Annotated in this window: 11 protein-coding genes and 1 pseudogene; all 12 read left to right on the top strand. The window is 38.6% G+C overall.

The window, feature by feature from the left end; all coding sequences use genetic code 11:
• Positions 1-32: 32 nt before the first annotated feature.
• On the top strand, positions 33-2315 hold the full coding sequence (hypF, locus tag RYM16_RS06195) for a carbamoyltransferase HypF (RefSeq protein ID WP_314982993.1): 2283 nt from the start codon (positions 33-35) through the stop codon (positions 2313-2315).
• A gap of 178 nt (positions 2316-2493) precedes the next feature.
• A complete protein-coding gene (locus RYM16_RS06190; RefSeq protein ID WP_009351428.1) occupies positions 2494-2745 on the top strand; it encodes a HypC/HybG/HupF family hydrogenase formation chaperone in 252 nt (83 codons plus the stop codon).
• A complete protein-coding gene (hypD, locus tag RYM16_RS06185) occupies positions 2705-3823 on the top strand; it encodes a hydrogenase formation protein HypD (protein WP_314982991.1) in 1119 nt (372 codons plus the stop codon). The genes RYM16_RS06190 and hypD overlap by 41 nt, the downstream gene beginning before the upstream one ends.
• A gap of 1 nt (position 3824) precedes the next feature.
• Positions 3825-4832, top strand: a complete 1008-nt coding sequence (gene hypE, locus RYM16_RS06180; RefSeq protein ID WP_314982990.1) for a hydrogenase expression/formation protein HypE — start codon at positions 3825-3827, stop codon at positions 4830-4832.
• A 264-nt stretch (positions 4833-5096) separates the two neighbouring features.
• Positions 5097-5543, top strand: a complete 447-nt coding sequence (locus tag RYM16_RS06175) for a hypothetical protein (protein ID WP_054747695.1) — start codon at positions 5097-5099, stop codon at positions 5541-5543.
• A gap of 108 nt (positions 5544-5651) precedes the next feature.
• Positions 5652-6764 carry a hypothetical protein gene (locus RYM16_RS06170; RefSeq protein WP_314982987.1) on the top strand — a complete coding sequence of 371 codons (1113 nt, stop codon included), beginning with the start codon at positions 5652-5654 and terminating at the stop codon, positions 6762-6764.
• A gap of 37 nt (positions 6765-6801) precedes the next feature.
• Positions 6802-8355 (top strand): LptA/OstA family protein, encoded by a 1554-nt coding sequence (locus tag RYM16_RS06165; protein WP_314982986.1) that lies wholly within the window; start codon positions 6802-6804, stop codon positions 8353-8355.
• A 13-nt stretch (positions 8356-8368) separates the two neighbouring features.
• Positions 8369-9232, top strand: a complete 864-nt coding sequence (galU, locus tag RYM16_RS06160) for a UTP--glucose-1-phosphate uridylyltransferase GalU (RefSeq protein WP_314982984.1) — start codon at positions 8369-8371, stop codon at positions 9230-9232.
• 239 nt (positions 9233-9471) lie between these two features.
• On the top strand, positions 9472-10038 hold the full coding sequence (locus RYM16_RS06155; RefSeq protein WP_314982982.1) for a hypothetical protein: 567 nt from the start codon (positions 9472-9474) through the stop codon (positions 10036-10038).
• Between the two features lie 8 nt (positions 10039-10046).
• Positions 10047-10559, top strand: coding sequence for a biotin transporter BioY (locus RYM16_RS06150; protein WP_296004214.1), 513 nt, complete (start codon positions 10047-10049; stop codon positions 10557-10559).
• A gap of 60 nt (positions 10560-10619) precedes the next feature.
• Positions 10620-11726, top strand: coding sequence for a thiolase family protein (locus RYM16_RS06145; RefSeq protein ID WP_314982980.1), 1107 nt, complete (start codon positions 10620-10622; stop codon positions 11724-11726).
• A gap of 1 nt (position 11727) precedes the next feature.
• Positions 11728-12014, top strand: a pseudogene (locus RYM16_RS06140) (long-chain fatty acid--CoA ligase); the annotation flags it as partial.

Raw genomic sequence — 12014 nt, 5'->3', positions numbered from 1 at the left:
TCAATTATTCTCCGAGTATAGTAGGAGTTCGTATGAAAGAAAATAGTAATCAAACTATAGAACGCTGGGGAATTCGCTATACCGGTATAGTTCAAGGGGTCGGATTCCGGCCCCTTGTTTCTATGTGTGCCCATTCTCTAGGACTAACTGGTTTTGTATATAATGATAGCCGCGGTGTATATGTTGAAATACAAGGCCCTTTAGGAGCATTGCAACTATTTTTAGATGCTATTCAAGAAGAGCAACCTCGTTTATGCCGCATTACTAGTCAAACAGTACAGCCTCTTAGTATAAAAAATGAGGAAACTACATTTTCTGTTGCACCATCTCCGTTAGGGGAAGAGGTTAGTACTTTTATTAGTGCCGATACAGCCCCTTGTGAAGATTGCCTCAAAGAGTTACAACAAGATAAGAGAAGACGGGAATATTCTTTTATCAATTGTACAAACTGTGGACCACGGTATACGATTATTAAATCTTTGCCCTATGATCGGGAACGGACGACGATGAACGAGTTTCCCATGTGTGAAGCTTGTCTAGCTGAGTATGAAGATTTAGAGGGGCGTCGGTATAGAGCTGAACCAAATGCATGCTCTCATTGTGGGCCTCGTTATACTTTATACAAGCCAAATCGTATGGCTGTAGATACGGTGAATGTATGGAATACAACGCGTGAATTGATCAATGAAGGCAGTATTATCGCCATAAAAGGGGTAGGAGGTTATCACCTTGTATGCGATGCGCGAAATGATGCGGTTGTACAACGTTTGCGTAAGCGTAAGAACAGACCTCATAAGCCATTAGCTATTATGGTTGGTTCATTAGATACAGCTATAGAGCTGGTTCAAATTAGCGATGTAGAACTAGATGTAATGACGGGGATGGAACGTCCTATTGTGCTCCTAGAAAGAAATCATAATAGTTCTGTTCGTTTAAGTTCTCACGTAGCGCCTGATAATCATATGTTAGGTGTAATGTTGCCTTATACACCGATGCATGAGGTTTTATTGCCCGCTGATGCAGTCTGGGTCATGACTAGTGGTAACAAAAGTGGTGATCCCGTATTATATAACGATGACCAAGCATTTAATGAGCTCGGTGAGGTAGCAGATTATTTCCTTGTTCATAATCGTGAAATCTATGCACCCCTTGATGATTCTGTGGTGATGGTTATCAATAATAAACCACGCTTTATTCGTCGTAGTCGTGGCTATGTGCCTGAGCCGATTCATTGTGAAAGCATAGAGGCTACACCGATTTTGGCTATGGGCAGTGATTTAAAAAACGCTTTTGCCCTCAATAAAGGGAATGAAATTTTACTAGGCCCTCATATTGGAGACCTAGAAAATGCATCTACCCACGAAACGCTTGAGGGGACTATTGATCGTTATGAAAATTTATTCTCTATAGGGCCTAAAAAGGTTATTGTAGATAGTCATCCCCAATTTTTCTCCTCTCATTTAGGGGAACGTATCGGTGAAAGCTCACAAATTCCAGTCGTCACTATTCAGCATCATCATGCACATATAGCCTCTGTTATGGCTGAACATAATTTGATGGGCCCTATACTAGGTATTGCTATGGATGGTACCGGCTATGGTCCAGATGGAACGATATGGGGAGGGGAGTTTCTTCTCTGCAAAGGCAGTCAATATCAACGACTAGCGCATATCCATGAGGCTCCATTACCTGGTGGAGAAAAAGCTGTCTCAGAGCCATGGCGTCAAGCCTTATGGTACATACGTAATTATTATGGAAATGATATTCCTTCTGCTTACCAAAAATGGATGGAAGCGCTTCCAAAGGGTTGGGAAATTCTAGATAAAGCATTACAATCTACAATGCCCATGATCCAAGCAACGAGTTGTGGTCGTTTATTTGATGCTGTTGGCTCTCTGTTAGGGCTTGGTATGATACATACATATGATGCACAGATTACTATTGCTTTAGAGGCCTTATGTGGCGAAGAAAAAGGTTCCCTGCTTGACTATAATTATGATGGAAAAGTTCTTGACTTTACCCCTACCGTACAAGCCATTATGGATGGCGTTGTACAAGGTAAATCTCGTGCTCATCTAGCTGCGTCTTTCCATAAAACGATGGCTATCACAATTTGTGAAACTGCAGCCGATTTAATGGAACGATATAAAATTAGTGATGCTGCTATATCAGGCGGCGTATTCCAAAACCGTAAATTAGTAGAATTGATCTATCGCGCATGGCATGTAGGCAATTTATATATGAATGAAGCTGTGCCATCTAATGATGGGGGACTGGCATTAGGCCAACTATGGATTGGTAGTCAAACTCAATAGTTAGTACTAGCTAATTGTAGCGGCTATCACTAAATAATGATTGTAATTGTGATACAATGTTATTAGATATTTTTATATATTACGCAGAAGCTTTTGTAGTATCTTATTTTAAAAGCTTTTGTTTACAGTAGATTTTTATACTATATAAACGAGTGTTATCAGAAATTAAGGAGATAGTATGTGCTTAGCTGTACCAGCCCGATTAATTGCTGTGAATGATGCTATTGGCACTGTTGAATTGACAGGTGCTACACGAGACTGTAGTTTGCTCCTCGTACCAGAAGCAAAGGTAGGGGACTGGCTATTAGTTCATGCAGGTTTTGCAGTACAAATTGTTGATGAAGAAGAGGCTCAAAAAACATTAGAAGCCTTTAAGGAGTTAGAAGAACTTGAAGAAGCTTACTTTGCAGGAAAAGCAGAACACAGCTGATGCGTTGTTAAAACGTATCAATGCACTTCATGAGCCCGGTGAAACTGTGCGGCTTATGGAGGTGTGTGGTACACATACCGTATCGATTTTCCGAGAAGGTCTTCGTCAGTTATTGCCTAGTGGCATTGAACTTGTTAGTGGACCAGGTTGTCCTGTATGTGTAACAGATCAAACTTATATGGATAAGGCATTAGCCTATGCAGAACGGGATGATGTTATTATCGCCACCTTTGGGGATATGTTAAAGGTTCCAGGTAGTTATAGTAGCCTCAGTGAAGCTCAAACTAAGGGGTCCCATATCCATGTTATCTATACACCTTTAGAGGTAATAGAGTTAAGTAAAAAATATCCAGAAAAGAAAATTGTATTCTTAGCTATTGGTTTTGAAACGACTATTGCTGTCATTTGTGCTACTGTAAAAGCAGTTCACGCTGCAGGGCTTAAGAATGTTTTCTTCCTTGTATCTCATAAATTAGTACCACCTGCTTTGCGAGCTTTACTAGACAGACAAGAAGGCCATATTGATGGCTTTATTTTGCCTGGTCATGTAAGTGTGATTATTGGTGAAGAACCCTATCGTTTTTTGCCCGAAGAATATGGTGTTCCATCTTGTATCGCCGGTTTCGATGGCTTAGAAATTCTGTCTGCAATAGCTAATATTTTAGAGCAACGAAAAACTGGCAATATTGTTGTGGGTAATACATACCATTCCGTCGTTATGCAGCAAGGGAATTCTGTAGCTCAAGCTATGATAAAGGTAGTATATGACGTATGTGATGATGCATGGCGTGGTATCGGAATTATTCCAAACTCTGGCTTAGCTTTAAAAGATGAATATGCCGCTTATGATGCAGAGCGTGTGCTACCCATTGAGTTAGAGAAACCATCCCTTGATCCTAAAGGTTGTCAATGTGGACGTGTTTTACAAGGCCTTATCAAACCAAGTGAATGTCCATTATTTGGTAAAAGTTGCACTGCAGACCATCCTGTAGGTGCTTGTATGGTATCTGTAGAAGGTAGTTGTGCTGCTTGGTACAAATATGGGTATTCCAGCGGTGGATCGACGTGGGAGGATTAATATGGAACGAGTTCGCTTAGTCCATGGTAATGGCGGTCGATTCAGTCGTGAATTGACAGAGCGTTTTATTTTAAAATATTTTACAAATGATTTACTGGCACCTTTACACGATGGAGCACAGTTTTCTGTGAATGCTGGACGCATGGCGTTCTCTACGGACTCTTATGTAGTACAACCGGCATTTTTCCCAGGTGGTAATATTGGGAAACTCGCCGTATGTGGAACTGTGAATGACCTTGCCATGAATGGTGCAGTGCCTCAATATTTAAGCTGCGGCCTTATTTTAGAGGAAGGTCTTGCTTTTGATGAATTAGATGAAATTCTTCGGACAATGGCAGATATGGCTAAGGCTGCAAATGTACAAATTGTTACTGGTGACACTAAGGTTGTAAAAAAAGGGGAAGTTGATAAAATCTATATCAATACTGCAGGTATTGGCATGATCCCCGAAGCGATAGATATTGGCCCACATCGCGTAAAAGCGGGCATGGATATTATCTTATCTGGTGCTATTGGAGATCATTCTATTGCCGTTATGGGTCAGCGATTTGGTTTAGATTTATCTGATTCCTTACAAACAGATTGTGCTCCTTTAAATAAGATGGTTCATGCTGTTCTTGATAAGGTAGGACCTCAAGTCGCTTTATTGCGAGATCCTACACGTGGTGGGTTGGGCACTGTGTTAAAAGAAATTGCAGACCAAAGCCAAGTGGGAATTAAGGTGGAAGAAGCATCTATCCCTATTCATAATGAAGTGCAGTCTGTGTGTGATATTCTAGGCTATGACCCGCTGTATTTGGCGAATGAGGGGAAAGTCGTTTTAGTAGTTGAACCAGAGGTGACCGACCAAGTCCTTCAAATTTTACATAGTTTTGAAGAAGGTAAAGAAGCAGTTCTCATTGGTAAAACCTTAGATAAAAATATCGGCAAAGTAGGATTACAAACGGCTATTGGCGGTGTTCGTTTAGTCGATTTATTAGGTGAGGATCAAGTGCCGCGTATTTGTTAGATCTATAACTTGAAATAGTAATTTAATTAGTTTATATAATTTCTTTCTTTTTTAGGTGATTTTTGATGCTTTTTTAGTATTGGTTCTATTAGATATTGACAGTATTCTATTGTGATGATAGCATTAAATTAAGTTGTATAAAATTCACTACTAATTCATCGTGTTTTTATACAATGCTAGTATCTTTATGTGTAAGTTCTTATACTTTCACTAGAATCTATGTATAGAATTTGTTAAAATATAAGTATCTATAGGAGGCTTATTATGAAAAAGAAAATTATTACGGCTGTTCTAGGGATTTGTTTAACTACAACTGCATTTGGTGGCATCTTGACTACTCAAGCTGGCGGCTTAAGCAGTATTCTTGGCGGTGCTGCTAAAATTGGTGGTATCGGTATTGTTATTAACAAATTCGGTCCTCAAATTGACACTTTCTTAAATAAATTATTGAAACAAAATAACTTAAGCACAGAATATACAACTAAAGTAGTACCTATCATTAGTATTGGTACAAAAGGTTATATCGGTGCTGCTCAAGTTACTGGTCCTGCATCTAGCATTGAAGAAGTTAAAGCTGTTGCTCAAGTAGAAGGTAGCTTTAATGGCATGGTTCGTGTTAAAGGTTTAGTTCCTGTTGATAGCACAAACCCAGTTGGTGCATCTCGTGTTCAAGGCGTAGGTGTATCTGCGATTATCGATTTGAAAATTTAATGGCCACTGAGCATATAAAATAGTAGACTCAGGGAATAAGCACGGTCTTAGGCCCGTGCTTATTCTGTTGTATAACAGTTATACATTAGATACGTTGTGGAGGAATTTATGAAGAAGCAAGTACTTACACTTTTAATGGCATCCCTAATTTCAGGCACTGCATTTGCTGCTCCTGGTACAGTAACAGAAAAAACAAATGTTTTGGAAACTACTGTATATGGTTCTGTACAAGATGGTGCTGTAGTGGACCGCATTAATCAACTTGATGAAACCGTGTATGGTACTGGTTTCAATGGTAACTCTGCGACATTGAGCAAACGTGTTGATACGCTCTATAACTCCGTAGAAGGTAGCGGCACGAATATTTCTTTGCGTGAAGAAATGGACGCATTAGAATATACGTATCAAAATAGTATTAACGCAGGCTCTCTTGTTGATCGTGTAGAAAAAATGGAACGTAGCGTAAATGGTCGCATTGGCAGTGGCTCTTTACAAAAACGCATTGTTTCTTTAAAAACTAAGGTATATGGTAGCAATGTGACTCTTACTAACCAAGTAGGCACATTGGCGGGTAACCAAGTATTTAAAGTAACTTTGAATGATGCTGTTTCCTCTAAAACAAGTCATGAAGGCGATACTGTATCCTTTACTGTGGCTGAAAATGTAATGGATGGCAACGTATTGTTAGTTCCTGCTGGTACTGTAGGTTCTGGTACGATTACGTCTTTGAAAAAGGCTCGTTCCTTTGGTCGTAATGGTGCTTTAGATATCACATTCGATACTATTCCTGCTATCGATGGTACAGAGTTTACAGCTGTACAAGGTAAAGAAGCTAAAGACAAAACTCGTAGTGAAGTAAAAGCAGCTGGCGCTTCTGTAGCTGGTGCAGTTTTACTTGGACCTGTTGGTCTTGTTGGTGGTGCATTCGTTAAGGGGAAAAATATTGAATATCCTGCTGGTTCTACAATTTATGTTCAACCGCAAGACTCTGTAACAATTCAAGGTCTTGTTATCGGTGGTGACGGTTTAGCGCATAGCGACGATGAATTAGCAGATGCAGTAACTGTGCCAAATGCAATAGGTGAAACCGAAGAATATGTAGAAAACAACGGTGCTGAAGAAAATGAAGCTGTAGTTGAAGAAACTACTGAGGCTGAAGAACCAGAAGAAGTGGTAGAAAATGTATCTCAACCTATCGTTGTTGTAAAACGTAATCAATAATTAACAAATTCTTAAAGCAAGAGGAGTTCTAGTAACCATGAGGAAACGTAAAGTACAATGGCTGGCAGCGGCATGTGTGTTTTGTTTAGCACAGCCTGTTTGGGCCGCTACGGAGTCAACCACGGTATATCAAGATCAATTGGATAGCGTAGGTCAGTCCTATGCTGGAGAAATCTCTAAAGTATCTACACCTGAACATAGCAATATCCGTGTTGTACGTCGTGGTGAAAAGGCAAAATCTGCTGAGTCTACAGAGCAGTTACCTACTCGTATTGATGCAGACAAAATGTCTTATAGTGGTTCCACTGGCAATGTATATGCAAAAGGTGATGTAGTAGTTACTCAAGGTAATCAAACCTTGATGGCTCCCCGTATTGAAGGTAATACTAAAACTACTGAATACCGTACAGTTGGTGGTTATCGCTATTTAGAAGATGGTGGTAGGACAAAAGATATTACAGGTCAAAATATGACGTATCGCACGAGCGACCGTCATTTTAAGGCTGACCAAGCAATGGGCTGGTCAGATCCTTATTATGTAAAAGGACAAAATGCTACTTTTGATGGTCAAACTGGGCATATGGAAAAGGGTATGGTAACTACAAAACATGCGATGGCCTTTGTTCATACTCCTGATTATCGTGTGGAAGGTCAAGATATTAAAGTATATCCTGGTGACAAAGTGGTTATCAAAAAACCATCCTTCTATATCAAAAACTTTAAGCTTTTATCTTTACCATCCTATACAGCTTCTTTGCGCCATGACAAAGAAGGTAAATTTAGTATTTTCTCTCTAGTACCAAAACCTACATATAGTAGTGATGATGGGTTTGGCTTGCATGGCAGTACGGAATATCCTATTGGCAAACATGGTGAAGCTTATATTGATTATCGTTGGTATGTAAAAAATGGTTTTAAACCACAAATAGGTTATCGTCATTATTTGCCTTGGGCTACCGCATCTATAGGGTATAGTAAAGAATCTAATGAATATAATGATGAAACAGTATGGGTTGAAAAAATTGGTGAGGTTCGACTCGATACTCATACATATCATGTAGGAAAATCACCAGTAACTGTACGTGGTGGTGTTAATGCTGGTTATTGGAAGGAAGGAAACGTTAAAGGTTCTCATAAGGAGTACTATACAGAAGTATCTCATGATCCAATTAAGCTTGGTAAAAATGCAGATTTGCGATTCTTAGGCGGCTATCAACGTGATTACTATAGTTATAATGGTACTATTCGCAGTATGCCTTATTGGGGGGCTCGATTCCGTTCTAAGGTTGGTAATCGTGCCAATGTATGGATTAGTTATAATCAACGAAATATTTCTTACAATAACTCTCCATATCGATTTGATACGACAGAGCTTCCTAAGGAACTCGTTTATGGTGGTTCATATAAATTAACTCGCTTAGATGATATTTCTGTAAGTGTTAAAACTAATATGATGAGTGGTGATATTGATTCTGTATACTACACATGGCATCGTGATTTACATTCCTTTGATTTGTACCTAACCTATAAAGAGGCGCATAGAAGCAATAATGATCAATGGAAGATAAAATTTGTAGGTAAAGACTTTTAGTTAGGAGACTATTATGCAACGCATTAGAAAAGCCGTAATTCCTGCAGCTGGTTTTGGTACGCGTTTCTTGCCAGCTACTAAGGCACAACCAAAGGAAATGCTTCCTATCGTGGATACGCCTGCTATCCAATATATTGTGAAAGAAGCTTTGGATTCCGGTATTGAAGAAATCCTAATCATTACAGGTCGTAATAAACGCGCTATTGAAGATCATTTCGACAGTAGTGTTGAACTAGAATTATTGTTACAAAGCCAAGGTAAAAATAAACAATTGGCGATGATCAAGGATTTAGCGGATATTAAGGTTCACTTTATTCGTCAAAAAGCTCCTCGTGGTCTTGGTGATGCCGTGTTGTGTGCTAAAGCATTTATTGGTGATGAACCATTTGCTGTATTACTTGGTGACGATATTGTTTATAACCCAGAAAAACCATGCTTAAAGCAATTAATCGATTGCTATAACGAGCATCCTGGTATTATCTTAGGTGCTCAATTTGTACCTGAAGATAAAGTTAGCTCATATGGTATCGTATCTGGTGAGGCTTTAGCGGATAATTTATATCGCGTTCATAACTTGGTGGAAAAACCTAAGCAAGAAGATGCTCCATCTCAACTTGCTGTTTTAGGTCGTTATATTTTGACACCAGATATCTTTAACATTTTGGAAGATACTAAACCTGGTGTAGGTAATGAAGTTCAATTAACAGATGCCTTAGCAGCGTCTAAGACTGATACCTATGCATTGGCCTATGAAGGCATTCGCTATGATACAGGTGATAAATTAGGTTATTTGAAAGCTACTGTTGAGTATGCATTGCGCAATGAAGAGTTAGGTGATAACTTCAAGGCATACTTGAAAGAGCTAGATCTTAAATAATAAATCTGTAAGATTTAACATTATAAAAGAACCTATGAAATATCTGAACTGCACCTCTAAAAATTGTGTCCAATTTTTGGGGTGCAGTTCAATCATGGGTTCTTTTTATTTTGGTAGTATTCTAGGCTAATCTAGATATATATTTTATATTTGTTAACAAATGGATAATGAGTTTTGTTGACGAATGAAATGATGTTGATTATAATCAATTTATTGAATAAATAAAGGAATGTGATTATATGAGAACATTATTTAAAGCATTATGTAATAATGACTTAGATCTGCCAGGACATAGCGTTATCAAGCATATGCATTATGATTCTTCCGGTAGTGATGAAACTATATGTAAGATATTATATCAAGTTGCTAAAACTACCACCATCGGTATTATGGATAAATCAGGATTCTTGATGGTCGATTTACGGCCAGTACCGAAACATTTTCGTATCCGTGCTACAATTCATCAAGAGAAAAACGACCGTACTATATCTTTTTCTAAGGACGATATAATACGATTTGTAAACGATATTAATGATACGAATCCAATTCATCGTGAAGCACCTTATGTGGTACCGGGGTGTATGATTCTAGAAAATTTATGGTATTATTGGAACATTAGTAAATCTGCTCTTCAAATGGCGATTTACTTTCATGCTCCTGTCATTGCAGAGGATCAGGTGACTTTGGTTGAGATTTCTGAAGATGCTCATGTAGAAGGTTATATAGGCGACACATTAGCATTTTCTGCTACGTTTTTTGGTGAAAATGAAGATTCCACATCTTTGAAACAAAGATCTATTAGTTAGAGGTAATTATGGAAGCAAGACGTTTAACAAAAATGGCTTTATTAACAGCCTTATTATGTATTTCAGCATATATTTCTTTCCCGTTGCCATTTAGTCCAGCCATGGTAACGGCATTGACTTTGGTAGCTACATTAACTGGTTTATTGTTACAACCGAAAGATGCGTTTGTTGTATTTATCATTTACGTTTTACTTGGTGCTGTAGGTTTACCGGTATTCGTTGGTGGTACAGCAGGTCTTGGCAAATTATTAGGACCAACAGGGGGCTTTATCTTCTCTTGGCCAATAGCTTATACATTATTAAGCGTATTCAAAGGTTCCAAGAAGAGCTTTTTCTCTTATGCATGGCGTTCTATTGTAATTACAATTCCTGTAGTGTACCTATTTGGTGTAGCAGGCTTTATGATTGTTACAAAAACAGAACTTTGGGCAGCGTTACCAGTAGTAATGTTCCCATTCATTCCAGGGGACATTGTAAAATGTCTCGTTGCTTCTTGGTTAGCAACTAAAATTAAAATTTAGAACCTAATAAAAGGGGCATTCCTCGGGATGCCTCTTTTGCTTTTACTATAAGGAGTTTATATGTCAGTATATATTCACGGTGGCCTTCGCAGCCCTATTGGCGTTTTTAATGGACAATATAAACATATGAGACCTGAAATATTAGGGGCTCAACTTATTGATGAATTAATGAATCGTCATGCTATTTCACAGGTGGATGGGATTTTTTGTGGCAACGCAGTTGGCACAGGTGGTAATATAGGTCGCCTCATGGGGCTCATGTCTAATTTACCCAATTCTGTTCCTGCTATTACCGTAGATATGCAATGTGCATCGGCATTGATGAGTATTGAAATGGCCTATACACATATTGCCGCTGGTATTATGGATACGGTTATTGCTGGTGGTATTGAAAGCTCCTCCTTACAGCCAGACCGAATCTATGCGTCTGGTGATGATCGAGAAGGTTTATATAAGGTTGCTCAATTTACCCCTCAAGATCAGTCGCCTTTTGCTATGCTTGAAGGAGCGGAGCGGACGATACACAAGCATAATATTATAAAGGAAGAATTATATCCCTATATTATCGGTAGTCACCAACGCGCTTATGCTGCTTTAGATAATCCTCATTTACAATCTTATATTATGCCCATTACCATTGATGGCAAAGCTTGTGTTGATGAATGCATTAGACCTAAAATGAACGAAAAACTCTTGTCTAGGATGAAGCCCTTATTAGGTAAGAACTCTATTATAAATGCGGGTAATGCTTGTCTAACTCATGATGGAGCTGCCTTTATATATCTATCTAATAAAAAAGGCCCTTTTAAAATTCATAGTGTCATGCCTTGGGCAGGAAATCCTCAGTTTAGTCCAGAAGGTGCTTTAGAAAGTACAGAAGCCATCTTAAAACGGACTGGTTTAACTATGGATGATATAGATGTAGCGGAATGGAACGAAGCCTTTGCCATCATTGATGTACTCTTTAATAAGGCCTATCCTAATCATATAGGGAAATATAATAAACTAGGTGGAGCTTTAGCCTATGGACATCCTTATGGCTGTTCTGGTGCTATTTTAGCACTTCATTGTATGGCAGCCTTAGAAGCTTGTAATGGTAGGTATGGCTTATGTGCCATTGCAGGTGCAGGTGGTACAGGTACAGCTTTGATTATGGAGCGTATGTAATATGACAATTATTGAACGCTTACAACAATATAAAGACTTAGAACCACATAAAATTGCTCTTGTAATAGATGATGAACAGTATACCTATGGCGAACTATATGATGCAATCCTATCATCGGATATTAACACTATAAGTCGAACTGTGGAGCTTACCTTAGCTAAAGAGGCTGTAAAAAACAAAGTTCTTTTAATTCAAAATCAATCATTTATTGAACAACTTGTCCAGTGGCTAAGTTCATTGTATAAAGGGGACAGTCCCATGGTATGCCATAATGAAATGGATACAGA

It is taken from the genome of uncultured Veillonella sp., from assembly GCF_963524655.1.
Lineage (GTDB): Bacteria > Bacillota > Negativicutes > Veillonellales > Veillonellaceae > Veillonella.
The sequence above is the reverse complement of the archived record's forward strand: the minus strand, read 5'-3'. Positions and strand labels throughout refer to the sequence as shown.

Coding starts and splice junctions, on each gene's coding strand:
- RYM16_RS06190 (WP_009351428.1), top strand. CDS start 2,494: ATGTGCTTAGCTGTACCAGCCCGATTAATTGCTGTGAATGATGCTATT.
- RYM16_RS06155 (WP_314982982.1), top strand. CDS start 9,472: ATGAGAACATTATTTAAAGCATTATGTAATAATGACTTAGATCTGCCA.
- RYM16_RS06175 (WP_054747695.1), top strand. CDS start 5,097: ATGAAAAAGAAAATTATTACGGCTGTTCTAGGGATTTGTTTAACTACA.
- galU (WP_314982984.1), top strand. CDS start 8,369: ATGCAACGCATTAGAAAAGCCGTAATTCCTGCAGCTGGTTTTGGTACG.
- RYM16_RS06170 (WP_314982987.1), top strand. CDS start 5,652: ATGAAGAAGCAAGTACTTACACTTTTAATGGCATCCCTAATTTCAGGC.
- hypE (WP_314982990.1), top strand. CDS start 3,825: ATGGAACGAGTTCGCTTAGTCCATGGTAATGGCGGTCGATTCAGTCGT.
- RYM16_RS06145 (WP_314982980.1), top strand. CDS start 10,620: ATGTCAGTATATATTCACGGTGGCCTTCGCAGCCCTATTGGCGTTTTT.
- RYM16_RS06165 (WP_314982986.1), top strand. CDS start 6,802: ATGAGGAAACGTAAAGTACAATGGCTGGCAGCGGCATGTGTGTTTTGT.
- hypF (WP_314982993.1), top strand. CDS start 33: ATGAAAGAAAATAGTAATCAAACTATAGAACGCTGGGGAATTCGCTAT.
- RYM16_RS06150 (WP_296004214.1), top strand. CDS start 10,047: ATGGAAGCAAGACGTTTAACAAAAATGGCTTTATTAACAGCCTTATTA.